Raw genomic sequence first — 23851 nt, forward strand, 5'->3', positions numbered from 1 at the left:
GGGACCTCTTTTATATGGGAAGTGAGTGATGAGCATTGCCGAGAAAGATCGCATCGTGGTGACCGGGATGGGCGTGGTGAGCCCCCTCGGGTGCGGAGTGGAAACGGTGTGGTCGCGCCTGCTGGCGGGACGCTCCGGGATTGGCCCGCTGGGCGAGGCGCTTTCGGCCGGAACGGGCTGCAACGTAGGCGGCCGTGTGCCGGACCGGGAACAGGATCCTGAGGCGGGCTTCGATTCCGGCGGCATCATCGCGCCGAAAGATCTGAAGAAGATGGATCGGTTTGTCGAGTTCGCGTTGGTGGCCGCCCACGAAGCGCTTGCGCAGGCAGGGTGGAACGCAGCCGATGAGCGTGGCCTGCTGCGAACGGCGACCGTGATTGCGACGGGGATCGGTGGGTTTGGTTCCATCGTCAATGCGGTCCACACCACCGAAAGCCGTGGACCTGGCCGGTTGTCGCCCTTCACTGCACCCACCTTCCTGGCCAACATGGCCGCGGGGCAGGCGTCCATCCGGTACGGGTTCAAGGGCCCGCAGGGCGCGCCGGTTACGGCCTGCGCGGCGGGCGTGCAGGCCATCGGTGATGCGGCGCGCCTGATCCGGTCCGGCGAAGCGGATATCGCATTGTGCGGCGGTGCGGAAGCGGCGATGCACCGCGTCAGCCTGGGCGGCTTCGCCGCTGCCAAGGCGCTCAGCACCGCGTTCAACGACACACCCACAGCCGCGTCCCGCCCGTTTGACACGCAGCGGGACGGGTTCGTCATGTCCGAAGGCGCCGGGTTGCTGGTGATCGAGCGACTGGATCACGCCCTGTCGCGGGGCGCCAGGCCGCTGGCCGAACTGGTCGGCTACGGTACGACCGCGGATGCGTACCACCTGACCGCCGGTCCTGACGACGGCAGCGGGGCACGCCGCGCGATGGAGATCGCGTTGGCGCAGGCGGGTATTGCCGCTGAGCAGGTTGACCACATCAACGCCCACGCAACCTCGACCCAGGTCGGGGATCGGGCGGAGCTTGCCGCCATGCGTGCCTTGTTCGGCACCCGTGGCGACCTTCTGATTTCCGCCACCAAGTCGAGCACCGGCCATCTGCTCGGGGCGGCAGGCGGCATCGAGGCCATCTTTACCGTGCTTGCCCTGCGTGATCAGGTCGCCCCCGCGACGCTCAACCTGGTCCAACCGGATCCGCTGGCAGACGGGCTCTCGATCGTAGGCGGTGTGCCCCGAGAGGCGGACATCGCATACGCCCTGACCAACGGGTTCGGGTTTGGCGGAGTGAATGCCAGTGCGCTCTTCAGGCGCCTGTGAGCACCGTCAGTCCAGAGGCGATGCCGCCGTCGCGCTTTTCCTGCGCGGCTACGCAGCGCCACTGCAGTTGCCGAGAAATAGCGCAGGCGGTCAGCAGATTTTGACGCGTTCTTGGCGCCTGCTGAGGATACTTTTCCGTCATTGTTCCAGAGGAGAAGGGCAATGGCCGCCAGACAAAAGACCCCGTCAAACCCCCAGGTGCTGAGGATCGAAGCGATGCCGCTGGGCTTCGGCGAAGCCGCCGTCGTGATCGAGCTGGCCGCCGAGCCACCGAAGCGCTGGTTCAAGGCGCTCAAGCGGGAGATGATGTACTCGGAGGGCCTGGAGACCGCGTCGGCGAAGTTCGACGGCTGCTTCGTCTACCTCGTCGGGCTGGACCCGGCCCTGGGAAGCGCTGTGCGCTGTGCCAGCCGATTGCTTGCAGCGGTGCAGGAAGGCTTTCAACAGAGCAGCACGGTTTCTCCAGAGATGTCGACGATGGCTGTTGACGGCGGGTCCCATCCGCCTGTGTCCCTGCACATACCGCGTTCACCGATGGGTCGAAACGAAGCATCCGGGGAGATGAACATCAGGATCTGACCCTTGTCCTGGGAAGGGCTTCCTCACGGGAAGTATCGACACGTCGACCATCGTCGACCGGAAGGTCGATGTCCGAGGGGCGCTATAGAAAAGCAGTGGCGCCGATGACGTTTCTGGCCTTGCACCCGGAGTACGGTGAACGTAATTTACGTTCAGCGTAGGTCCGGGTCATGCTTGTTGCCATGACCCGCACGCCTACCTCGATCCGCTCTGTATTCGCCCGCCGCTTGAAGGCGTGCCGGGTAGATCAGGGCTTGTCTCAACGCGCGTTGGGGGTGCTTGTGGGATTACCGGAAGACGTGGCGGGCGTTCGCATCAACCGATACGAACGGGCCGTGCACAATTGCGATATCGAGACAGCGCAGAGGATCGCGTCTGTGCTGGGGGTTTCCGTTGCCTATCTGTACGCGGAGACGGATGACCTCGCGGAGCTCATCCGCCAGTTCAGCAGGATGTCCGCCAAGGAGCAGGAGGCGCACCTCGCCAATGTCCGGCGCAAGGCGACGTAGTCGTTCGTTCGTTCGCACGCAGCCCGAGGAGCATGCGCGGGTCCAGAAACAACTCGCTCCCACACCCACACCCGGCCTCCCGCCGGGCGCCGGGAGGTCCCTGACGGCCCTGTCAGTTCGGCCGCTACTGGTGCCGCATCACCGCCTCCAGATGCGCCTCCGGATCGATCATGTGCGAATGGTCATCCTGATCCAGCTGGATCTCCGCCCAGTGGATGACCCCGTTGAACCTGCCGCGCTCGGTCACATAGCCCTCATACACCGGCATGCCGGTGTCGATGCCCACGTCCAGGCCCTCATCGAAGGAGTAGTACAGCGGATGGGTACGCTCCACCTCGCCGGTGCCTGAGGCTTTCCCGTCGATGTACAGGGTGACCGTGCCACCGCGCCCGATGCCGCCGCCCGCGTAGGCGAATTCCACCCGCACCTGATGGCGGCCGGTGCCGATGTCGGCCTCGGACAGCACCGTCTTCCGCAGCAGTCCGCAATGGTTGTAGTGGTAGCCCAGCTTGCCGTTTTCGGCAAAGAACGACCAGCCGCCGGTGCGTCCGCCCTGGGCGACGATCACGCCGTTGAGCGTGCCACTGGCGGCCGCTTCGATCTCGGCGGTTACCGCGTAGGAACGGTTCTTGACGTTGATCGCCACGTTCTCGCCCAGGCGGGTCATGCCCGGGTACAGCCGCAGGCTGTCGCCGGTGGTCAGCGTGGCACGTCCGGCAAGTTCGGGATTCATGCGTTCGGCGGCGCGATCGTCGATCGGCAGGACATTGTGGCGAACCGCCTCGATCAGGAACAGCTGCTGCAGCTCGGCGAGCTTGTCCGGCTGCGCGGCGGCCAGGTTGTCGGCCTGGGTCCAGTCCTTGGTCGTGTCATACAGTTCCCAGACGTCCTGCGAAAAATCCACGCCCTTGGCCACCACATCCCAGGGGGTGCGGTGCTTGGTCTGCGCGGTCCACCCGTTGTGGTAGATGCCGCGGTTGCCCATGATCTCGAAGTACTGCGTGAGGTGGCGCTCCTCGGCATCGGCGTCGTTGAAGGTGTAGGCCATGGAAACGCCGTGCATCGGTACCTGGGTGACACCGTTGACCGTATGCGGCTGTGCCAGCCCGGCGAGGTCCAGGATGGTCGGCGCCACGTCGATCACGTGGTGCCATTGGCTGCGCAGTTCGCCACTGCCGGTTATCCGGGCCGGCCAATGCACGATGGTGCCGTTGCGCGTGCCGCCGTAGTGCGAGGCCACCTGCTTGGTCCATTGGTAGGGCGTGCACAACGCATGCGCCCAACCGACGACGTAGTGGTTGTAGGCCGTGGGTCCGCCCACCTCGTCCAGGTGCTGCTGCCAGAATGCTGCGGTCTCGTACTCGGCGCCGCCGTTGGAGGCGGTGGTGAGCATGAAGACGCCGTTGATGCCGCCCTCGGCGGAGGCGCCGTTGTCGCCGATGATGAAGTACACCAGCGTGTCGTCGAGCACGCCAAGTTCCTCCAGCGCGTCGATCACGCGGCCGGTATGGTGGTCGGCGTACGCGAGGAAGGCGGCATAGACTTCCATCTGATGCGCGAGGATCGGCTTGAGTTCGGCCGGCATGTCCTCCCATGCCGGAATGCCCTCCGGCCGCGGGGTGAGCACGGCATCGGCGGGGATGACACCCAGCTCGCGCTGGCGCGCGAAGGTAGCGGTGCGCATGGCATCCCAGCCCTGATCGAACGCGCCTTTGTACTTGGCGATCCAGTCCTTCGGGACGTGGTGCGGGGCGTGCGTCGCTCCGGGTGCGAAGTACACGAAGAAAGGTTTGTCCGGCGTCAGGCTCTTCTGCAGGCGGACATAGTCGATGGCCTTGTCGGCCAGGTCCGGCATCAGGTGGTAGTCCGGATCCAGCGGCGCCTCCACGGCAGAGACGCCATCGACCAGTGCGGGCGTCCACTGGTTGGTTTCACCGCCGATGAAGCCGTAGAAACGCTCGAAGCCACTGAAGGCCGGCCAATGGTCGAACGGGCCGGTCGGTCCGGACTCCCACACCGGCACTTCGTGGCACTTGCCGAACTGGGCGGTGTTGTAGCCGTTCTGGCGCAGGATTTCCGGCAGCGGCGTGACCGAATTGGGCCGTGTCGAACGATAGCCCGGCGCGGGGGTGGCGGTCTCGGTGATGTGGCCCATGGCCACCGCGTGGTGGTTGCGGCCGGAGAGCAGCGCGGCGCGCGTGGGCGAGCACAGGGCGGTGGTGTGGAAGCGGGTGTAGCGCAGGCCGCTATTGGCCAGCCGATCGGCGGTGGGCGTATGCACGGGCCGCCGAACGCGCTGGCGGCACCGAAGCCAACATCGTCGAACATGATCAGCAGGACATTGGGTGCGCCGTCCGGCGGGCGCTTTGCCGTGATGGGAGGAAGCTTGACCCCAAGCTTTTTCGCATCGAACGACAGGGGGCCCTGGTAGGCCTGGTCGGGAATCGGAAGGATGCTACCGGGGAGTTCCTGGCTCATGGTCGCGCCTCGTTGGACTGAGGCCCCAGTGTGGCCAGCGGGGTCTGCGTTGGCACCCGAAAATAGACGGGCCACGGCCTAGGTAGAAGTACTGGCGGCGGCGCGCCGGATCGATTTACCGCCGGTGGCCGGCCAACCTATCTCACCGGTTTTCCGTAGCTATCCGAGAGCATTGCCTTTTAGGCCTCCAGAGGCTGGAGTCCCACCGCGCGCCGCCGGGCGTCGAGGGTCTGCATGTCTTCGGTGGGCTGAAGCTCCATCACGCCGTCGGCGGCGCTCTTGAACTGCGTGCCGTAACGCTGCGGCTTGCCCTGCGCGATGAGCACCCGGTCGGTCAGCAGCGCTACATCCGCGGCGTCGGCATCGCCGGTCTCGGCGGCGGTCTGCATCAACGCCAACGCCTGCGCCTGGAACGCGGGGTCATGGTCGGCGTGCTGCACGATCAGCCATGCGGCTTTGGCCCCGTCGCGGCCGACCCGCGTCGTGCCTGGCCACCCCTTTTCGGCGATCACGGCTTTCAACCACGTTGCATTGGCTTCGCTCACCGGCGCCGTCTGCCGCCACGCATCGCCGCCACCAGCGGCGATGGCGGCATGTTGCGCGGTCTGGTCCTTTGCCTCGCGTGCGAGCAAGGCCTGCCTCAACGGCGCATCGCGCAGCGCCTCGTGCTTCTTTTCTTCGGCGATGACCCGCTGCAGCACCGCTGGCCATGCGGGATCGGCGCGCAGCGCATTCAGCCCGGGACGCTGTTTGGTCCGCAGGTCCTCCAGTGGCAGGCGACCACTGGCGAGCAGCGCATCGACGTACGCAAACGCCGCGGCATGATCGCCGGCTGCCGCCGTGCATTCGATCAGCAGCAGCTCGCCTCCGTCGGGGAAGGGGATGCCGTGCGTGTACAGGTCACTCAAGGTGGCGCCGCAGGCGGCGTAGTCGTTGTTGCCGTAGGCATCCAGCGCGGTGAAGAAGCTGGCCGGCTCGGCGGCGGCAGCCGCGGCAGCGGCAGCGGCGAACAGGGCGACCGTCAGCGTTGCCGCCCGGGTTGCTATGGGTCGTATTGGCCTTCCGTGCATGGGTGATCTTCCTTGGTGAACGCACCGACAACGTAGCGGCTTCAGCCCCCGGAATTCAACCTGGCGTGCGCGAGCCGAAGCGGTGCGATCACGGCGTGGGCAGTAGCAGTCGAAGAACATGCCGGTCCCTCCAGCCTGCCGGATCGTGCGGGCGGTGTGATGCCCAGGCTCACGCGCAGCACGCACGGCGTTGATCCAGGCTCCCGCACTCTGGCGCATTCGTCACTCTCCCAACGCCCGGGACAGCGCCATGGCCGATCTGCCTCCCCATCGTTACGACGTCATCATCATCGGTGGCAGCTACGCGGGCATGTCCGCCGCGCTGCAGCTTGTGCGTGCCCGCCGCAAAGTACTGATCATCGACGGGGGGGCGCCGCGCAACCGGAATGCGCGCGTCGCGCATGGGTTCCTTGGGCGGGAGGGGCTGCCGCCGGCGGATATCGCTTCCCAGGCCCGCGAAGAGTTGTTGCGCTATCCCTCGTTGACCTGGCTCGCCGGTATTGCCCGTTCTGCTACGGCAATGGCAACTGCATCGGAAGAGGGCGGGACCTTCCGGGTCGAGGTGGACGCCGGCCAGGCGTTTCTGGCGGATCGGGTGATCTTGGCGTACGGCGTAACCGATGATCTGCCCGACATCCAGGGCATCGGCGAACGTTGGGGCCGGAGCGTTTTTCATTGCCCGTACTGCCACGGCTACGAGGTGTTCGAAGGGCGCATCGGGGTGATCGGCTGCGCAAAGGATGGTGGTGCGGCGCAGGCGCTGCTGCTGTGCGACTGGGGCAACATCACGCTGTTCTGCAGCGAGGCCTCCGCGAGGATCGATCCCGCACAGCGTGCACGGCTGGACGCATGCGGCGTCGTGATCGAATCGACCCGCGTACGCGCGGTGGAAGACAGCGCCACCGTGGTGCTCGCCGATGGGCGCCGGGTGGAGGTGGATGCGCTGTTCATTTCACCGCATTCGCGATTGTCCAGTGATCTGGCCGAGCAATTGGGCTGCGAGCTCAAGGATGGCGGGTGCATCACCACCGATTCGGCCAAGCAGACCACGGTGCCGGGCGTGTTTGCGTGCGGCGACGCGGCCCGGATGGCAGGCAGCATCGCGCTGGCAGTGGGCGAGGGGGCGCTGGCGGGCGTGGCGGTGCACCACTCCCTGATGGGGCTGCTGGAATAGCGCCCGAGGGAGATGCCGCATCGTTGGAAGAAACGGAATTGGAGCAGCCAGGCTTGTTCCATGCCGCGCTGTTGCTCAGAGGCCGAATCGCCTACGCCGGTGGAGAACACGGCGGATGGAAGGCGTGGCAGATGAAAAACACCCTGATACGGCGCCCAGCTGACCTCCCACTGCCCTCTGCCGCTGATGCGGTCAGAGAGCCGTGGGATGAGACTCAGCGGCGCGCGTCGTCGCGGGCCTTGCCCACGTCGCTCTGCACTTCACCCACACCCTTCTGTATCTTGCCTTCCACTTCCTTCGTCTTGTCGCCGGTGACCTTGCCCACGACTTCCTTTACGGTGCCCTTGACCTGGTTCTTGGCGCCTTCAGTGCGATTCTTGTCCATGGTTGACTCCACAATGTAGTTAGAGAGAGAGGGCCCGTGTTGCTGGGCATCTCCACCCTGACGGGGCGGCAGTGGCGCGAAGGTGAAATTCGCTGGTGATGCGGAATCCGTTCAAGCGCCGGAAAGGTTGACGCTCACGCGCGCTGCACGTCATTCATCCGCATCGCGCTCATCCCACGCATCGCCATCCCATTGCGGTGGTTCGGTGATGGCTGCGGCGGCATCCGGATCGACAGGTTCCAACAGCGTGTAATCGTCGCGCGCGGGATCACGAAACGCGCGGCTGACCGCATAGGCCTCGAGTGCGGGCGTAGTGGCGCGGGCGTTCAGCGCCGCGGGCGTTCTGAAGGCGCCGCTCAACCAGTCCAGTGCGGTGGCCGGTGCGATGAAGATCGGTCCATCCGGCGTGAGCGGGGCCGGGATCGCGTGGTTCGGCCCGGTCAGGACCGTGAAGCTGTCCAGCTGCTGGCCATCCTCGCTTTCCCAGTGTTCCCAAAGGCCGGCGGCGAGCAGGACAAGCCCGTCCTTGCGCTGCACGAACAGCGGCCACGGCGGCCGGCGCGCGCGGTCCCATTTGTAATAGCCGGTCATGGGCAGCACGCACGGGCGCTGTGCCCAGGCCTGCGCGTAGATGCGGCTGCGTGGCGCGCGCTCCAGCCGTGCGGTCACCGTGGTATAGGGCGTGGCCGGTTCCTTGGACCAGCGCGGCACCAGCCCCCACACCATGTCGGCCACGGCAATGGAGCCGTCGTGGTCGCGCGCCAGCACCGTGGCCACGCTGCCCTTGGCGATGTTGTAGTGGTCCGGGCCGGCGGCCAGCGTCCGCGCCAGCGCGGCAGGCAGTCCGGCGGGGAGTGACTCGGTGTCGGCGATGGCTTGTGCGAAACGGCGCATGGGCCGAGCATCCGACGATATCCGTGATGGCCTCGTAGGCAGCGCCGGCATTGCTCACCCGGGCGCTGCCTGCTGTGCTCGGCGCTCATGTGTCCGGATGCGGCTCGGCCAGCGCGGCCCGCCGCGCCTGGAACACTTCTGGCGTCTGCGGCTTGACGAACAAGGCGACCAGCTCGGGATACTCGGCTTTCACCGCTTTCTCGATCCGGGTGATGCACGCCTCGATCTGCGGCGTGGTGCGATCATCTTCGAATTCGGCACTCAGCATCGCCACGACCTGTTCGGGTCCCATCTGCATGGTGGTCACGCCATTGGCACGGCGCAGGTCGGCATCGGTGTTGGCCACGGCGAGAATGCGCTTGGCAACGCTCGGGTGCGCCGGTTCGCCCACCAGCAGCCCCTTGGTTTCGCGTGCAAGCAGGAAGGCAGTGACCGCCAGCACACCGGCGATGCACAGCGAAGCGACGCCATCAAGGATGGGCATGTCCAGCAGCTGCGCGGCGAGCAGGCCGACCAGCGCGAAGCCCAGGCCGAGCAGGGCGGCGCTGTCTTCCAGCAGCACCGTGAATGTGGAGGGATCCTTGCTGCGGCGGAATGCCTCGAAGTAGCCCAATGAACCCTTGGTGGCGCGGAATTCGCGCAGCGCGATCCACCACGAGGTGCCTTCGAACACGAGCGAGATGCCCAGCACGATGTAGCTGATCAGGTGGTTGGTGGCCGGCTCCGGGTTGCGGATGTGCTGGATGCCTTCATACGCCGAGACGCCCGCACCGGCGGCGAACACCAGCAGCGCCACGATGAAGCTCCAGAAATACAGTTCCCGCCCATGGCCGAAGGGATGCAGGGTGTCCGGCTTCTGCTCGGCCCGGCGCAGGCCGTACAACAGCAGCAGCTCGTTGATGGTATCCACCAGCGAGTGGACGCCCTCGCTGAGCATGGCCGAACTGCCGGAGATGCCGGCGGCGACGAACTTGGCGATGGCGATGGCCAGGTTGCCGGCGAGCGCGGCATAGATCACGAGACGGGAGCCAGTCGGCTTGGCCATGGCGGAGGCGGGGGTGGGGAGGGTGCGGCATCATCGCCAACGGCGCGTCCCGGGCGCGTGCACGTCCGGGCCTGGCAGGCCGGGCGGCAGTGCGGCGCTGAGCGGCCGGGGCTGTACCCGCCGCCCGTGGCGCGGGATAATCCGTGGCCCTGGGCAGCGTTCGTTTACGGCTGCGGGCGTTGACATGGAGTTGGCCCCGCGTGGATTAAATTGCTCTCCCCCTACCGGCCGGCCGACCGCTGCCTGCCGGTCCCCCTGCTGCTGCGATGCCTTTCAGTTCAAGGTTCGGTGACCCGATGATGTCTGTCCTTCCCTGGTCTGTCGCGCGGCTGCGCGGCGCGCGTGCCCCGGCCGTCCTGGAGCGGCGCGCATGAGTGCAGGGGTGGGGCGTTTTCCCGGCAGCACCGGCCCGATGGCCGAGCAGGTGCGTGGATGGAACTGGCAGGCGACGCCGGTGGGTTCGATCGACCATTGGCCCAGTGCGCTGCGCAATGCGGTCAACCTGATCCTGGCCTCGCCCGAGAGCATGTACGTGGTCTGGGGCGATGACCTGACTTTCTTCTTCAACGATGCCTACAGCCCCATCTTGGGGCCGCGCCTGGAGGGGGCGCTGGGGGCGCCGCTGAGGCAGCTGTGGGCGGATGCGTGGGACGCCGTGCGCGCACCGATCGAGGCTGCCTTCGCAGGCGGGTCCTCCCGCTACGAGAACCTGCCTGTCTCGATGAGCCGCCAGGGCGTGCCTGAAGAGACCTGGTGGACATTCTCCTTCTCGCCGATCTTCCTGGACGATGGCAGTGTCGGCGGCGCGTTCTGCGTGACCAACGAGGTGACCAGCATCATCGTGGCGCAGCAGCGCCTGGCCAAGGAGAACGAGCGCCTGATCGCGCTGTTCGACAAGTCGCCGATGTTCATGGCCTTCCTCAGCGGGCCGGAGCATCGCGTCGAGCTGGCCAACCCGGGCTACCAAAGCCTGGTCGGCAACCGCCACGTGCTCGGGAAGTCGATCCGGGAGGCGCTGCCGGAAATCGTCGACCAGGGTTTCATGCCGTTGCTGGACGAGGTGTACCGCACCGGCAAGCCGTACATCGGCAGCGAGATGGTCTACGACGCGCCGTTCCCGTCCGATCCCTCATCGGCCCGGCGCCTGCTGGATCTCGTCTTCCAGCCGGTGGCCGGCGAAGACGGCAGCACTGCGGGCGTGTTCGTGCAGGGCCTGGATGTCACCTCCCACATCGAGCTGCAGCGCACGATGCGGCAGGTGGAGGCGCGCAATCGCCAGATCATCGACAGTGCCAGCGACTACGCGATCGTCGCCTCGGACCTGCAGGGCAACGTGACCCTGTGGAATGCCGGTGCCGAGCACATCTTCGGCTGGACGGAGGCCGAGATGCTGGGCCAGAAGGTGGAGCGGATCTATACCCAGGAGGACATCCTGGCCGACCGCCTGCGCCACAACCAGAGCGTCTCGATCGCATCGGGCGGGGTCAGCGGTGAGCGCTGGCTGGCGCGCAAATCCGGCGGGCGGTTCTGGGCCAGCGGCGCCATGACCGTGCTGCGCGATGAAGATGGCGCCGCGCTGGGCTTCGTCAAGGTGCTGGGCGACCGGACAGAAGAGCGCCGCGCCAGCGATGCACTGGCCCATAGCGAGCGACGCCTCGGCGCGCTGGTGAGCGCCTCCTCGCAGTCGCTCTATGCGGTCACCGCCGACTGGCGCGAGATGCGCCAGATTCTGGCCACTGGACCGGTCGCGCAGGACGACAGCCTGCCCGCGCTCAGCGACTGGAAAGAGCGCTACGTACATCCGGAGGATCTGGGCCTGCTGGAGCAGGCCATCGCCCGCGCGCTGGCGCAGCGGGAGCCGCTGGCGCTGGAACACCGCAGCCTGCTCGCCGATGGCAGCGTGCGCTGGGTGCAGATGCGCGCGGTGCCGCTGCTGGACGGCAACGGCGAGATCACCGAATGGTTCGGCACTGCCTCGGACGTGACCGAGCGGCGCCTGGCCGAAGACCAGCTGCGCGAGCTGACCTTGACCCTGGAAGAGCGGGTGCAGGCGCGCAGCGCCGAGCTGCAGGTGGCTGAAGAGCGGTTGCGGCAAAGCCAGAAGATGGAGGCCGTGGGCCAGTTGACCGGCGGCCTGGCGCATGACTTCAACAACCTGCTGACCGCCATCTCGGTCGGCCTGGAGCTGCTGGAGCTGCGCATCGATCAGCGTCGCTACGATGATGTGGGCCGGTACCTGGAGATGGCGCAGTCCAGCGCGTCGCGCGCCACCGCGCTGACCCAGCGGCTGCTGGCCTTCTCCCGCCGGCAGACGCTGGCGCCGACGCCGGTGGTGGCCGATGCCCTGGTGCGCGGGATGCTGGACATCATCTCGCGCACGCTGGGGCCGTCGATCGCGATCGCCACGCAGCTCGATTCGGATCCATGGTCGGTGCTGGTGGATGTGCCGCAGATGGAGAATGCGCTGTTGAACCTGTGCATCAATGCCCGCGATGCGATGCCCGAGGGCGGCCCGCTGACCATCAGTGCGGCGAACGTGACGTTGCAGGGCGAGGCTGCGGCAGCGCTGGATACGCCCCCGGGCGATTACGTGCGGCTGGCCGTCAAGGACGCCGGAACCGGCATGGAGGCGGCGGTGATCGAGAAGGTCTTCGAGCCGTTCTTCACCACCAAGCCGATCGGGCAGGGCACCGGCCTGGGCCTGTCGATGATCTATGGCTTCACCCGCCAGTCCGGCGGCCAGGTGCGGATTGATTCGCAGGTCGGCCAGGGCACGACGGTGGAGCTGTACCTGCCACGCTTCATCGGCGAAACCGCGGCTAATGCGGTGCAGGAGACCGAGCAGGATGCGCCCGCCACATCCACGCCCAGCGTCGGGACGATCCTGGTGGTTGAAGACGAGGGGGCGATCCGCGCGCTGCTCAGCGAGGTGCTGGGCGGCGCCGGCTATCGGGTGCTGGAGGCGCCGGAGGGCGGCCAGGCGGTCGAGCTGCTCCACTCCGGGCAGCCCATCGACCTGCTGATCACCGATGTCGGCCTCACTGGCGGGCTCAATGGCCGGCAGGTCGCCGATGCAGGGCGCCAAGTGCGGCCCGGGCTGCCGGTGTTGTTCATCACCGGCTATGCGGCGTCGGCGGCGGTGGGCGCCGGGCAGCTGGAGGAGGGGATGGAAGTGCTGACCAAACCGTTCACCACTGCCGAACTGGAGCGGCGTGCGCGCGCGCTGTTGGCGACTGCAGGCAGCAGCCAGTGACGGTGTTGGCTGCGCTCAGAGCAGGGACCTGACCGAGCTCACCAGCTGTTTGAGCGTGAAGGGTTTGCGCAGCAGTTTGATGTCCTCGCCGAGAAAGTCCGGCCGGGCCCCGGCCGCCCCGGCATAGCCGGTGACCAGCAGGATGGGCATGGCCGGGTGCAGCGTGGTGGCGATCGTGGCCAGGTCGCGGCCGTCCATTCCGGGCAGCCCGACATCGGAGACCAGCAGGTCGAACGGGCCGTCATGCCTGAGGCACCCCAGCGCGGCCTCGGCGTCGGCAACGTCGAGGACCTCGAAGCCATCGTCGTTGAGGATGTCCTTGGTCATCTCCCGGATGGGCGCATCGTCTTCGACGAGAAGCACGCGGCATCGTGGGTGGGAACGGGCAGCAGTCATTGCGGGCGCGGATCCTCGTGGCATGCAGCCACCTGTGCGGAGCTCCACCTTAGCGCCCGCGCGCGTTAGCCGGCCGTGCATCGCGCGCCAGCCCGGCGTCATGATCCCCGGGAGGCGCCGATGACGGCAGCCTCCTTCATTACCCTCGGTCCAAGGTCTCACCGCCCTGGGCGGGGCTCTCGTCCTGCAGGGAGGCCCGGATCGAGCGGGCCAGATCGGTGCGGGTGAACGGTTTGGCGAGCAGCGCGATGGTCCGGCCGACCGTGCCGCTTGCGTCGATATCGCGCGGATAGCCCGAGGTGAACAGGACCCGCAGCCCCGGTTTCCGGCCGATCGCCTGCTTGGCCAGTGCCCAGCCGGACATGCCCGGCATCACGATGTCCGAAAACAGCAGGTCCACGCTCACGTCCGGCCGCTCCAGCAGGCGCAGGGCGGAGGGTCCGTCATGCGCTTCGAGCACGCGGTAGCCCAGCTGGCGCAGGGTATCCACGGTGTAGGCACGGACATCGTCATTGTCCTCGGCCACCAGCACCGTGGTCTCCTCCTCCACCTCGTAGGCGTTGGCTTCCTGCGCCTCGGCCTGGCGGGTGCCGGGCAGGGCGGAGGCCGAGCGCGGGAACAGCAGGGTGATCGTGGTGCCGCTGCCTTCGATGGAGTCGAGCAGGACATGGCCACCGGACTGCTTGGCGAAACCGTACACCATCGACAGGCCCAGCCCGGTGCCGCGGCCGACCTCCTTGGTGGTGAAGAACGGTTCGAACACCCGGCCCATCACCTCGGCGGACATGCCCTGGCCGCTGTCGCGCACCCGGATCATGGCGTATTGGCCGGGCGGCACATCCGGGTGCTGCGCTGCGTAGTCCTTGTCCAGATGGATGTTGTCGATCTCGATCGTCAGGCGCCCGCCCCCGGGCATGGCGTCGCGGGCATTGACCGCCAGGTTGAGGATGGAGGCCTCCAGCTGGTTCGGGTCGATCTCCACGCACCAGATATCCGGGCTGTGCAGCATGTCGATCTGCACCAGCTCGCCCAGTGAACGCTTGAGCATGTCCTGCATGCCGCGCATTTCCTCGTTCAGGTCCACCGGCATGTTCTTCAGCGGCTGCCGGCGCGAGAACGCCAGTAGGCGCTGGGTGACGTTGGCCGCGCGCATCACGCCCTTCATCGCGTTGTCCAGCGAGCGCGATGAATTGCCCGCAGCGTCACCCAGGCGGTCGGTCAGCATCTTGGCGTATTCGATGTTGCCGGCGATCACGGTCAGGATGTTGTTGAAGTCGTGCGCGATGCCACCGGTCAGCTGGCCGACGGCCTCGATCTTCTGGCTGTGCCGCAGCGCCTCTTCGGCCTGCCGGCGCGCGGTGGTTTCCACCGCTTCGGAGACGACCGCGGTGATCCGCGCCTGATGATCGAACAGGGGGCGGAAGGAGAAATCGAAGGTCCGCTTGCCGGTGGGCAGGCGCAGCTCCAGTTCATGGCGGGAAGCGGTACCGGCCGCCGCCTCGAGAATGGCCGTGCAGACCACGCCAGGTACCCCGGGGGTATCGGCGAACCAGGCAGACTCGCAGTAGAGGCTGTCGCGGACGTCTTCCTTGTCGGCGAGGATGGCCGCCAGCGACGCCGAATTGGTGTCGATGATGTGGCCATCCAGGGTCAGCAGGTTCTGGTGCTGGAAGCTGGATTCGAACAGCGCCTGCAGCCGGCTTTCACTGCGGTGCAGCGCCGAGGTCCGCTCGTCGACCTGGCGTTCCAGGGATTCGTTGTTGGCCCTGAGCTGCGCCTGCGCGTGCTTGAGCTCGCTGATGTCGCGCGCCATCGCGTAATAGCCGAGCACCGCGCCGTCCGGCGCCAGCTCGGGTACGCAGTCCACCTGCGCGTGGCGGGGCGTGCCATCGCTGCGCAGCGAGAGCAGGTCGAAGCTCACCTTCTCACCGAGCAGGACCCGGTCCAGGTGCTGCTGGATGCTGTTGAAGGTGTCCTCGCCGATCACCTCGCGGGTGTGCCGGCCGATCAGGCTCTCCGGCGTACGGCCGTGCCACTCGACATAGGCGTTGTTGGCGAAGCGGTAGCGATGGTCGTGACCTAAGTAGGCGATCAGCGCCGGCAGCGAATCGGTGATCAGCCTCAGCCGCTGGTGGCTCTCATGCAGCTCGGCCTCCACGCGCTGCAGCCGGCGGCGCTCCTGCGCTTCGCCGATGGCCCTGAGCACTGCATCGGGCAGGCGCTGCAGGCGTGACTTGACCACGTAATCGCGTGCACCGCGCTTGAGCGCCTGCACCGCGAGTTCTTCGGTGAGCGTGCCGGAGACGAAGATGAAGGGAATCTGGGGGGCGATCTCGCTGGCCAGGGCGAGCGCGGCGTCACCATCGAAGCCCGGCAGGACGTGGTCGGCCAGGATCACATCGAACGGCGTCGTGGTCAGGGCATCGAGCATGCCCTGGTGCGACCAGGTGCGCTCGGCGGTGAACGGCACCCCGGCGCGCTTGAGCTGCGCGGTGATCAGTTCTGCATCAAGTGCACTGTCTTCGACCATCAGGATCCTGATGGTCTTTGCTGTGGCGGCCTCAGCCATCGTGTCTACTCTTCCCGCCGAACAGCGTGCCGTGCGGTGGCGGCTGGTTGGTGATGCCCCAGAACATGCCCAGGCCCTGGATCGCTTCAAGGAATTCCTTGAAGTCCACCGGCTTGACCACGAACGCGTTGACGCCCAGCTCGTAGCTGCGGATCAGGTCCTGCTCTTCGCGCGAGGAGGTCAGCATCACCACCGGGGTGCTGCTGAGGGCACGGTCGGTACGGATTTCCTTGAGCACTTCCAGGCCGTTGAGCTTGGGCAGCTTCAGGTCCAGCAGCACGACCACCGGGCCGCCATGCATGGCCCCTTCATAACGCCCCTGGCAGCGGAGATACTCCAGCGCTTCCACGCCGTCGCGCACATGGGTCACGTCATTGAGCAACTGGCAGCGGGCGAGCGCGGCCATGGTCAATTCAGCGTCTTTCGGGTTGTCTTCTACGAGCAGGATCGGTCGCAGATCTCTCATAGGTGGTCTCCAGTAACAAAGGGAATGGTGAAATAGAATGTCGCGCCGGCGCCGACCTGGCCTTTCGCCCAGGTCCGGCCGCCATGGCGGGTGATGATGCGGTGCACGTTGGCCAGGCCGATACCGGTGCCTTCGTACTCATCGACGTGATGCAGCCGCTGGAACACGCCGAACAGCTTGTCCACGTAGCGCATGTCGAAACCACAGCCGTTGTCCTTCACGAAGAAGATGTCCTCCGTGTCGTTGCGTTCATGCCCGACCTCGATGCGTGGTTCGGGCGTGTCGCGGGTGAACTTGATCGCATTGGCCAGCAGGTTCTGCCAGACCAGCCGCAGCATGCCGGGGTCGGCCTGCACCTTGGGCAGCCCCGCGATCTGCCAGTCGATGGCGCGCCCGGCGTACTCCATGTCGAGTTTGTGGCGCACGTCTTCCACCAGGGCGGTCATGTCCATCGCGATCTGGCCCATCGTCGAGCGGCCCATCTGCGAGAAGCTGAGCAGGTCATCGACCAGGGTCCCAGCCGATTTTGCCGACTCCACGATGGTGTCGAGAAATCTCTTTTCTGAATCGTTCAATCTTTCGCCGGCCGAGGACCACAGCAGTTCCGAGTAGCCGACGATGTGCCGGAACGGGGCGCGCAGGTCATGGCTCACCGAGTAGGAGAACGCTTCGAGTTCCTTGTTGCTGCGCAACAGCTGCTCGTTCAATGCCGCCATCTCTTCGGCCTTGCGCAGCACGATATCCACGATGGCCGTGCGCAGTTCCAGCGCAGCATCGCGGTCCACGTCGTTCCAGGGCAGCGACTGCTGGCGCACGGTCTGCTTCCAGCCCTCGAAGGAGGTGCGCGGCGACAGCGGCTGTCCGGTCTCTTCCTTGCGCGGGTCGCCGCCCCAGCGCACGGTGCGGACCACTTCGGGACGGAACCAGATCACGAAGCTGTCGTGGATCTGCGAGATCGAGATGGCCAGCACGCCGCTGGCCACGCCGGCGAAGGCTTCGGCCTCCTTCCAGTCCAGCGGCAGGGTGTCGGTACAGAAGATGTCGCCCTCGATCTGTTGCGCGGTCAGCCATTGCACCAGCTGCATCACGTGACGCTGGCCGGGGCACTGGCCATGCAGGATGCACTCGCCACGGTGCACGATCGCCGCGCCGGTGGACTGGGTGAGCGCCAGCAGGCTCTGCTGGTCGCGGCCGAGTGCGGCCATGAAGTCGGTGTCACCGGCCATCCGCCCGAGCAGCCGGACCTGGATCGCGCGGCGTGCGATGCGCTCTTCGACCAGTACCGCGCGCTGTTTCACCGCGATCTGCAGCGACAGGATCTGACCGATGAACTCGCAGGCCGTACGCACGTGGTAGGGCACCCGGCGGGCGACCTGGTTGTGGCAGGAAATCAGGCCCCACAGCTCGCCTTCGGACAGCACCGAGACCGACATCGAGGCGCCCGTGCCCATGTTGCGCATGTACTGCAGGTGCACCGGGGAGACGCTGCGCAGCATGGCCGGGCCCAGATCGATGGGCGCCGCATCGGCGAGGGCCGGTACGCGCACCAGCGGCACGGGGGTGTAATGGCTGTCGGCGATCAGGCGGACGCGGTTCTGCCGGTACAGATCGCGCGCCTGGGCGGGGATGTCCGATTCCGGGAAGCGCAGGTCGAGGTAGGAGGGCAGCACGTCGTTGCGGTCCTCGGCCACCACCGCGCCGTTCCAGTCCTTGTCGAACTGGTAGATCATCGTGCGGTCGAAGCCGGTCAGCTCGCGGATATGCGTGGCAGCGAGTTCGCACAATGCCTGGGTCGTCGGCGCGTGCTCGATGGCGGCCATGAAGCGGCGGATCGAGGGATACAGGTCCTCCAGCGAGCCCGGTTCGCCCGGCACCGGGGCCTCCAGCTCGATGATGACGTCATCACCGATCCGGTGGGCCACGGTGTGGTGGTTGCCCGCCGTACCCACCGGGTGCGCGCCCAGGAAATGCGAGGCACCCTCCTGCAATGCCTCCAGCACCGGCCTGCATGGCGCCAGAGTGCCGGCCAGCACCTGATCCAGCGGCTGGCCCAGCGGATCGCCAAGCGCCTCCAGCAGGCCCGGCTCGGCCATCGCGCGGGCGTTGACCGTCAATGTCGTGTGATCGAGGACCAGGATCAATCCGTACGGCTGGATGGCACCGGGGGTACGGATCGGCTCACGCGCGCAGCTGGACAGATCCAAGGCGCTTGCGCCGGAATTCCTCGAGGACATTCATTGACTCCTGATCTTTACCAGTACTGGCCACCGCACGAATGGCACGGCTGCGCCTGGTTGTCAGGAGCACACACCGTCACCTGCGACGCGGCGTGCCACAGTTCCCTTATTTTTGCATAGGCGGGCGCCCAGATCTGTGAGGATGCGACGGTGTTCCTTGCGCTGCGCGCGGATCAGTCCCAGCGGTAACGGAGGGTGGCTGACCACAGCCCCCCCGAGCCATCGACCGGTCCGCCATTGGCATACCGGTAGTATTCGTTCGCGGCAAGCAGCGGCTCGGGCAGTCTGGTGACTTTGCGGTCGAACACGTTGTTGGCGTTCAGCGCCACGTCCCAGCCGCCGGGCAGGGTGGCCCCCAGCTGCAGATCAGTGATCCAGAGGCCGCCGATGTCATAGGCGATCTCGGCCTGGCCGGCATACGGCCCACTGCTGGCCACCGTGGTCGGCGAACCATAGCGTTGGATGTCGCCATAGCGGCTCTGGCGCAGGCCGACCCGGTAGCGGCCCAGGCTCCAGTCCAGACCCAGCACCTGCCGGGACTGGGGCGCCTTGTAGAGCAGCTCGTTCTGCGATCCGGTGCTGAACACCGGCACATTGAAGGCGGCGAGCACGGCGGGGGTGGGGGCCAGGCCGGTGATCCTGGCGCGGTTATGGCTGCTGGCCAGGGTCCAGCGCAGGGTGCCGCCGCGGCCCAGATCGACGCGGCCTTCGAGCGTGGCCTCCACGCCATCGGTGCGGGTATCGGCGGCATTGATGAAGTAGCGCACCCCATCCTGTGCGCCGAGTCCCACCGAGGTGACCAGCACGCCGGAGCCGGGATACAGCCCCTCGCGGAAGGTCGTGGACAGGGCGATCCGGTCATCCACATCGATGCGGTAGGCATCCACCGTCAGCGATGCGCCCTGCCATGGCTCGGCCACGATGCCCAGGCTGAGGCTTCGCGAGGTTTCCGGGCGCAGCGGCTGCGCGCCCAGTGCGATGGCCTGCGGCGAACCGGCCTGCAGGATGTGGTCGGTGTAGAAATTGCCGTTGGAGGTGTTGCGATACGCCTGCGCGGCCAGGGACGGCGCCTGGAAACCGTTGCTGATCGTGCCGCGCAGGGCGAGCCGGGGATGCAGCGCGAAACGGGTGGAGAGGCGGCCGGTGGTTTCGCTGCCGAAATCCGAGTAACGCTCATGCCGGCCGGCCAGGTCCACGCGCCAGCGCGCGCCCAGGTCGGCTGCGACGCCGAGGTACAGCGCGCCGCTGTTGCGGCTGACATCGACCGCGTCCTCGGGCCGGTAACCGGGCAGCGCCTGCGAGCCGCCCAGGCCGATCCCCAGCACGGTGCCCGCGTAGGGGCCGTCCAGCACCCGCTGCCCGCCATGGGTGTAGGACTGCACGTCGCCCGCGCCGATCCGGTAGCGCTCGTCGCGATACTCCGCCCCTGCACTGAGTTCCAGTGGCGCGGCCAGCCACGCCGTCTGCAGCTGGCGGCGTAGATCCAGGTTATGGGTCCAGGCGCTGTAGCGCAGGTCGCCGATGTAGAAATCGGTCTGGCTGTCCAGGCCGTAGGTGGGGTTGATGCTGTTGTGCAGGTTGATATCCATCGCATCGCGCCCGTAGCCGCTGCTCAGGTCCCAGTCCCACTCGCCGAACTGGCCGCGTACCCCCAGCGTGAGCGCGCCGTCGTTCTCGTCGATGTGCTCGGTCGGTGCAAAGCCATCCGGATCGATCGCGCGTACTACCTCATTGCGCAGCGGTTGGCGGAAGTTCTGCGATGCCCAGGCATCACGCTGGGCCAGGGTCAGCAGCCCGTAGGCCTCCACCGTCGCGGCGAGGGGAATACTGGCATTGGCCGTGGCGGTCTTCGTGCGGAACGCGCGGATGCCCCGGTTGCGCCAGGCATTGTTGTCGCGCGTGGCCTCGCGCGGATCCGGCGTCGCGCCGGGTGGCAGCGTCGGGTTGCTGGCCTGGTTGCCGCCGGGGCGGATCGCATTGCCGGCCGCGTTGCGCGGAAAGTAGTACAGGAATGTATCGCGTGCGGGGCTGGTGTAGTCGGTGGCTTTCTGGTCGTCCAGCTGCGCCGCCAGGTGCAGATAGCCGCCGTCGCCCAGGCCGAACCCGGCATCGGCCTGCACCACGCGCGCGCGGCCATCGCCGGCGAAGTAGGTGCCATCGCGGTAGGAGACGTTGCCGCCGCGGGCAGCCTTTTGGGTGACGATGTTGATGACCCCGGCGATGGCGTCCGAACCGTAGATCGCCGAGGCGCCATCGCGCAGCACTTCGATGCGTTCGATCGCACCGGTGGGGATCAGGGCGAGATCGGCGGGCGCGGCGCCACCGAAGCCACCCGCGCCCAGCAGCGCGGTGGCGTGGCGGCGCTTGCCGTCCACCAGTACCAGCACGTGGCTGGCATTGAGGCCGCGCAGCTGCCCGGCACGCACCATGCTGTTCAGATCCCCGGTCTCCAGCGGCAGGTTGAAGCTGGGCACGGTGGTGTTGAGCACATCCAGCAGGCTGGTTGCGTTGGCGGCGCGGATGTCCTCGGCTGAGAGGACATCGATCGGCGCCGCGCTTTCGCGCACGGTGCGGCCCTGTGCACGGGTGCCGGTCACGGTGACCGTATCCAGGGTGGCGGTGCTCACGCTGGTGGCGACTTCCACCTCGGCTGCGCCGTATGCGGCGAGGGGCAGGGACAATGCGGACAGGACGGCGACAACCAACGGCAGGCGATGGTGCGTGGACAGCATGGAAGATCCCCAGGAGAAGGAGGGCCGATGCACAGCGGCATGCGGCGGGCAGGCGAGGGCGGATGGACCGGATCAGCCGGTGGCTGGCGTACCCGTGCAACAGCACTCGGCAGCGGCGGCGGCACGTCCGGTGCCGGTCATGGCGCACCGCCGGCGGCGGCAGCCCAGCGGGCGAGGTCGGCAGGATGCAGCGGGCCGTTGTGGACCTGCAGCACGGTGCCGTGCGCATCGATCAGCACCGAAAACGGCAGTGTGCCGATGCGGTTGCCGAACGCGGCGGCGGTGCCGGGCGGGCCGTCGCCCTCCACCAGTTGCGGGTAGGTGAGGCGTAGCTGGTCGCGCAGGGCCTTGGCCGATTCCACATCATCCAGCGCGACACCAACCACGTGCACGCCGTTCGGCCGCGAGGTCTGCGCCTGCGAGAAATCCTGCAGGTCGGGCATTTCCTTCAGGCACGGGCCGCACCAGCTGGCCCAGTAGTTGAGCAGCACCGGGCGGCCGCGCCATTGCGCCAGCGACGCCGGGGCACCCTCGAGATCGGTCCAGTGCAGGGCCGGTGCCGCCTGGCCGGCAGGCGCGGCCGTGGTGGGCGGGGCGGCGAACGATGCCATGGGCAGCGCGATCATCAGCACGGTAGCCAGCAGCGCCAGGCGGCGAAAAGCGGAAGAGGTCATGGAGGTGAGGCCGTTGAAGATGTGGCGCGCGACGCGAAGCGGTCGTCGGTAAGGGTGTGCAGGAACTGCTCGATGTCGTCGATCTCCGCCTCGGTCAGGTGCAGGGGATCGCGCAGCTGCGCGTCCCGGCCGATCGAATCGGGGATCACCTTGCCGGGGTCGTCGTAATACACGATCACTTCGCGCAGGCTCTTGAACATCCCGTTGTGCATGTAGGGCGCGGTCAGTGCGACATTGCGCAGGCCCGGCACCTTGAACTCGCCTTTCTGCGCCGGATCGCCGGTGATCCCGCCGCGGCCTTCGTCGTTGAACTCGCGGCCGTTGTAGATGCCGATGTTCTTGAAGCGGTCCGAGGTGAAGTCCTCCCCGGCGTGGCAGCTCACGCACTGGGCCTTGGTGATGAACAGCAGGCGGCCGCGCTTGGCCGCGTCGCTGATCGCATCCTCCTGGCCCAGCGCGTAGCGGTCGTACGGGCTGTCCACGGTGTTGAGGGTCTTCTGGTAGGCGGCCAGGGCGCGGCCCAGCGTGCGCGCGCTGGGAGCGGCGCTGTAGGCATCCTGGAAGCGTGCCACCCACGCAGGATCGGCACGCAGCCGCGCCACCGCGTCATCCACCGGCAGGTCCATCTCCAGCGGGTTGGCGATCGGCGCGAGCGCCTGTTCCTCCAGGGTCTCGCTGCGGCCATCCCAGAAGAAGCGGGTGCGCCCGGCACTGTTCATCACGCTGGGCGTGTTGCGGGTGCCCAGGCGACCGTCCACGCCCAGGCTGAGCGCGCGGTCATCGGCGAAGGCGCGGGCCGGCTGATGGCAGCTGGCGCACGACACCGTGCGGTCACGCGACAGGATGGGATCGAAAAAGAGCTGTCGGCCCAGCTGGGCGCGCGGGTTGTCGGACAGATCGCCGTCGTAGGTCGGCGCATCGGCGGACAGCACCGGCGCCAGGAACGCGCCGCCGGCCAGTGCCGCAAGCAGGGAGAGGGACAGGGCAGGGCGTGGCATGGCTGGCGCCGCGCTCAACGCGCGGCGATCTCCTGCTGGACCAGCTCGCACAGGCCGCTCTCTTCGAAGCAGACCTGCGCGCGCAGGGTGCCGTTCACCGGCGTGCCGCCCGCCGCCACGGGCAGGCGCAGCTGTCCTTGTTCGCTGAAATAGGTGTAGCGGTAGTCACCGGCGAAACTGCGGCCGTGGCCTTCGCGGGCATCGACCGAGCGCAGCGGGCCCTGCGTCTGCGCCCCGTCCGCCAGGATCACCCGTGCCGCGCGCGGGCCGATCTGCGGTTGCTCGAAGTCCGAGGCGTACAGGATCCAGCCCGGTTCGATGCGGGCATCGATGACCAGCTCGCGGGACCCGTCGGGCGCGGCCTCCAGCCGCGGCTTGAGGGCGACCTTTGGCGTATCGGCGGCGATCGCGTTGCCACCGCTCAGCAGCAACGCAACGCCCAGGGGAAGGATGCCGTACCTCACTCCTTGCCCCCTTGCGCCTCGGTGGTGATGCGCAGCTGCACCTCGTCGGCGATGTTGGGCAGGAACGCATCCAGCCCGAACTCGCTGCGGCGGATCACGCCCGTGGCGTTGAAGCCGATGGTCAGCACCTTGCGGCTGGGATGCTCGCCCACCTTGTTGAGGGTGGCGTCGAGCACGACCGGGCGGGTGACGCCATGCAGGGTCAGCTCGCCGGTGATCTTCAGGCGGCCGGCGCCCTGGGACACGACCGAGGTGCTGCGGAAGGCAGCCTGCGGGAACCTGGCGACATCGAAGAGTTTGTCGCTCTTCACGATCTCGTCGAGTTTCGGCACGTGGGTGGCCAGCTCGGCCAGCGGCAGCTCGACCTGTACCTGCGAGGCGGCGGGCCTGGCGGCGTCGTAGACCAGCGTGCCGCTGCTGATCGCGGCGCGGCCGGTCGGGAATGAAAAGCCGTTGTGGTTCCAGGTGAACAGCACATCGGTATGGGTCGGGTCGAGCTGGTAGGTCACCGGCGCGGCGATCGCCACGGCAGGTGCGGTGGCAGCGGTGAGCAGGGTCAACAGCACGGTGGTGCGCATGGGGCGGGTCTCTTCGTGGTGGCGCGCAGCCGCCCGCGGCATCG

At 67.3% G+C, this 23851-nt stretch carries 19 protein-coding genes; 5 read left to right on the top strand and 14 right to left on the bottom strand.

Features of this window, described 5'->3' with window-relative positions:
- Positions 1 to 28: 28 nt before the first annotated feature.
- The 3 genes from fabF to HMPREF3113_RS17885 all read left to right on the top strand — a co-directional run bounded on the left by fabF (position 29) and on the right by HMPREF3113_RS17885 (position 2394).
- The gene (gene fabF, locus HMPREF3113_RS17875) at positions 29 to 1306 is read left to right on the top strand and encodes a beta-ketoacyl-ACP synthase II (protein WP_070474564.1); all 1278 of its coding nucleotides are present in this window, start codon (positions 29 to 31) and stop codon (positions 1304 to 1306) included.
- A 162-nt stretch (positions 1307 to 1468) separates the two neighbouring features.
- A complete protein-coding gene (locus HMPREF3113_RS17880; RefSeq protein ID WP_070474567.1) occupies positions 1469 to 1885 on the top strand; it encodes a hypothetical protein in 417 nt (138 codons plus the stop codon).
- A 170-nt stretch (positions 1886 to 2055) separates the two neighbouring features.
- Entirely contained in the window at positions 2056 to 2394 is a 339-nt protein-coding gene (locus tag HMPREF3113_RS17885; protein ID WP_083298854.1) for a helix-turn-helix domain-containing protein, read from the top strand.
- Between the two features lie 124 nt (positions 2395 to 2518).
- Here HMPREF3113_RS17885 and HMPREF3113_RS17890 read toward each other — a convergent pair whose 3' ends face one another.
- Positions 2519 to 4675, bottom strand: a complete 2157-nt coding sequence (locus HMPREF3113_RS17890; protein WP_302622522.1) for an arylsulfatase — start codon at positions 4673 to 4675, stop codon at positions 2519 to 2521.
- A 376-nt stretch (positions 4676 to 5051) separates the two neighbouring features.
- The gene (locus HMPREF3113_RS17895) at positions 5052 to 6062 is read right to left on the bottom strand and encodes a DUF6624 domain-containing protein (protein WP_254665329.1); all 1011 of its coding nucleotides are present in this window, start codon (positions 6060 to 6062) and stop codon (positions 5052 to 5054) included.
- A gap of 130 nt (positions 6063 to 6192) precedes the next feature.
- Between HMPREF3113_RS17895 and HMPREF3113_RS17900 the strand changes: the two genes are divergently transcribed.
- On the top strand, positions 6193 to 7116 hold the full coding sequence (locus tag HMPREF3113_RS17900) for an NAD(P)/FAD-dependent oxidoreductase (protein ID WP_070474572.1): 924 nt from the start codon (positions 6193 to 6195) through the stop codon (positions 7114 to 7116).
- Positions 7117 to 7330: 214 nt separating this feature from the next.
- Here HMPREF3113_RS17900 and HMPREF3113_RS17905 read toward each other — a convergent pair whose 3' ends face one another.
- From HMPREF3113_RS17905 to HMPREF3113_RS17915, 3 genes are all read right to left on the bottom strand, one after another.
- Positions 7331 to 7501, bottom strand: a complete 171-nt coding sequence (locus HMPREF3113_RS17905) for a CsbD family protein (RefSeq protein WP_019184192.1) — start codon at positions 7499 to 7501, stop codon at positions 7331 to 7333.
- Between the two features lie 150 nt (positions 7502 to 7651).
- On the bottom strand, positions 7652 to 8395 hold the full coding sequence (locus HMPREF3113_RS17910; RefSeq protein WP_070474575.1) for an SOS response-associated peptidase: 744 nt from the start codon (positions 8393 to 8395) through the stop codon (positions 7652 to 7654).
- Positions 8396 to 8480: 85 nt separating this feature from the next.
- A complete protein-coding gene (locus tag HMPREF3113_RS17915) occupies positions 8481 to 9440 on the bottom strand; it encodes a cation diffusion facilitator family transporter (protein WP_046273381.1) in 960 nt (319 codons plus the stop codon).
- A 370-nt stretch (positions 9441 to 9810) separates the two neighbouring features.
- Here HMPREF3113_RS17915 and HMPREF3113_RS17920 point away from each other — a divergent pair, with 370 nt between their 5' ends.
- Positions 9811 to 12693 carry a hybrid sensor histidine kinase/response regulator gene (locus tag HMPREF3113_RS17920; RefSeq protein WP_070474577.1) on the top strand — a complete coding sequence of 961 codons (2883 nt, stop codon included), beginning with the start codon at positions 9811 to 9813 and terminating at the stop codon, positions 12691 to 12693.
- A 15-nt stretch (positions 12694 to 12708) separates the two neighbouring features.
- On the opposite strand, the gene HMPREF3113_RS17925 is transcribed toward HMPREF3113_RS17920, so the two are convergent.
- The 9 genes from HMPREF3113_RS17925 to HMPREF3113_RS17965 all read right to left on the bottom strand — a co-directional run bounded on the left by HMPREF3113_RS17925 (position 12709) and on the right by HMPREF3113_RS17965 (position 23807).
- Positions 12709 to 13089, bottom strand: a complete 381-nt coding sequence (locus HMPREF3113_RS17925; protein WP_070427419.1) for a response regulator — start codon at positions 13087 to 13089, stop codon at positions 12709 to 12711.
- 139 nt (positions 13090 to 13228) lie between these two features.
- Positions 13229 to 15658, bottom strand: a complete 2430-nt coding sequence (locus HMPREF3113_RS17930) for a hybrid sensor histidine kinase/response regulator (protein ID WP_070474580.1) — start codon at positions 15656 to 15658, stop codon at positions 13229 to 13231.
- Positions 15651 to 16124: a response regulator gene (locus HMPREF3113_RS17935; protein WP_019184186.1), complete on the bottom strand. Its 474-nt coding sequence runs from the start codon at positions 16122 to 16124 to the stop codon at positions 15651 to 15653. Before HMPREF3113_RS17935 ends, HMPREF3113_RS17930 begins: the two co-directional genes overlap by 8 nt.
- A complete protein-coding gene (locus HMPREF3113_RS17940; protein ID WP_070474583.1) occupies positions 16121 to 18358 on the bottom strand; it encodes an ATP-binding protein in 2238 nt (745 codons plus the stop codon). The genes HMPREF3113_RS17935 and HMPREF3113_RS17940 overlap by 4 nt, the downstream gene beginning before the upstream one ends.
- Positions 18359 to 18534: 176 nt before the next feature.
- Positions 18535 to 21093: a TonB-dependent receptor plug domain-containing protein gene (locus HMPREF3113_RS17945; protein WP_070474586.1), complete on the bottom strand. Its 2559-nt coding sequence runs from the start codon at positions 21091 to 21093 to the stop codon at positions 18535 to 18537.
- Between the two features lie 137 nt (positions 21094 to 21230).
- Positions 21231 to 21767, bottom strand: a complete 537-nt coding sequence (locus tag HMPREF3113_RS17950; RefSeq protein ID WP_139146410.1) for a TlpA family protein disulfide reductase — start codon at positions 21765 to 21767, stop codon at positions 21231 to 21233.
- Positions 21764 to 22765 carry a cytochrome-c peroxidase gene (locus tag HMPREF3113_RS17955; RefSeq protein WP_070474589.1) on the bottom strand — a complete coding sequence of 334 codons (1002 nt, stop codon included), beginning with the start codon at positions 22763 to 22765 and terminating at the stop codon, positions 21764 to 21766. The genes HMPREF3113_RS17950 and HMPREF3113_RS17955 overlap by 4 nt, the downstream gene beginning before the upstream one ends.
- A gap of 14 nt (positions 22766 to 22779) precedes the next feature.
- A complete protein-coding gene (locus HMPREF3113_RS17960) occupies positions 22780 to 23229 on the bottom strand; it encodes a protein-disulfide reductase DsbD domain-containing protein (RefSeq protein WP_070474592.1) in 450 nt (149 codons plus the stop codon).
- On the bottom strand, positions 23226 to 23807 hold the full coding sequence (locus HMPREF3113_RS17965; protein ID WP_070474595.1) for a YceI family protein: 582 nt from the start codon (positions 23805 to 23807) through the stop codon (positions 23226 to 23228). Before HMPREF3113_RS17965 ends, HMPREF3113_RS17960 begins: the two co-directional genes overlap by 4 nt.
- Positions 23808 to 23851: the final 44 nt, after the last annotated feature.

Source organism: Stenotrophomonas sp. HMSC10F06 (assembly GCF_001807865.1).
GTDB lineage: Bacteria > Pseudomonadota > Gammaproteobacteria > Xanthomonadales > Xanthomonadaceae > Stenotrophomonas > Stenotrophomonas bentonitica_A.

Excerpts from the sequence above, each read along its gene's own strand:
- fabF (WP_070474564.1), top strand. The coding sequence starts at position 29 with ATGAGCATTGCCGAGAAAGATCGCATCGTGGTGACCGGGATGGGCGTG.
- HMPREF3113_RS17880 (WP_070474567.1), top strand. The coding sequence starts at position 1,469 with ATGGCCGCCAGACAAAAGACCCCGTCAAACCCCCAGGTGCTGAGGATC.
- HMPREF3113_RS17885 (WP_083298854.1), top strand. The coding sequence starts at position 2,056 with ATGCTTGTTGCCATGACCCGCACGCCTACCTCGATCCGCTCTGTATTC.
- HMPREF3113_RS17895 (WP_254665329.1), bottom strand. The coding sequence starts at position 6,062 with ATGTTCTTCGACTGCTACTGCCCACGCCGTGATCGCACCGCTTCGGCT.
- HMPREF3113_RS17900 (WP_070474572.1), top strand. The coding sequence starts at position 6,193 with ATGGCCGATCTGCCTCCCCATCGTTACGACGTCATCATCATCGGTGGC.
- HMPREF3113_RS17905 (WP_019184192.1), bottom strand. The coding sequence starts at position 7,501 with ATGGACAAGAATCGCACTGAAGGCGCCAAGAACCAGGTCAAGGGCACC.
- HMPREF3113_RS17910 (WP_070474575.1), bottom strand. The coding sequence starts at position 8,395 with ATGCGCCGTTTCGCACAAGCCATCGCCGACACCGAGTCACTCCCCGCC.
- HMPREF3113_RS17915 (WP_046273381.1), bottom strand. The coding sequence starts at position 9,440 with ATGGCCAAGCCGACTGGCTCCCGTCTCGTGATCTATGCCGCGCTCGCC.
- HMPREF3113_RS17920 (WP_070474577.1), top strand. The coding sequence starts at position 9,811 with ATGAGTGCAGGGGTGGGGCGTTTTCCCGGCAGCACCGGCCCGATGGCC.
- HMPREF3113_RS17925 (WP_070427419.1), bottom strand. The coding sequence starts at position 13,089 with ATGACTGCTGCCCGTTCCCACCCACGATGCCGCGTGCTTCTCGTCGAA.
- HMPREF3113_RS17930 (WP_070474580.1), bottom strand. The coding sequence starts at position 15,658 with ATGGCTGAGGCCGCCACAGCAAAGACCATCAGGATCCTGATGGTCGAA.
- HMPREF3113_RS17935 (WP_019184186.1), bottom strand. The coding sequence starts at position 16,124 with ATGAGAGATCTGCGACCGATCCTGCTCGTAGAAGACAACCCGAAAGAC.
- HMPREF3113_RS17940 (WP_070474583.1), bottom strand. The coding sequence starts at position 18,358 with ATGTCCTCGAGGAATTCCGGCGCAAGCGCCTTGGATCTGTCCAGCTGC.
- HMPREF3113_RS17945 (WP_070474586.1), bottom strand. The coding sequence starts at position 21,093 with ATGCTGTCCACGCACCATCGCCTGCCGTTGGTTGTCGCCGTCCTGTCC.
- HMPREF3113_RS17950 (WP_139146410.1), bottom strand. The coding sequence starts at position 21,767 with ATGACCTCTTCCGCTTTTCGCCGCCTGGCGCTGCTGGCTACCGTGCTG.
- HMPREF3113_RS17955 (WP_070474589.1), bottom strand. The coding sequence starts at position 22,765 with ATGCCACGCCCTGCCCTGTCCCTCTCCCTGCTTGCGGCACTGGCCGGC.
- HMPREF3113_RS17965 (WP_070474595.1), bottom strand. The coding sequence starts at position 23,807 with ATGCGCACCACCGTGCTGTTGACCCTGCTCACCGCTGCCACCGCACCT.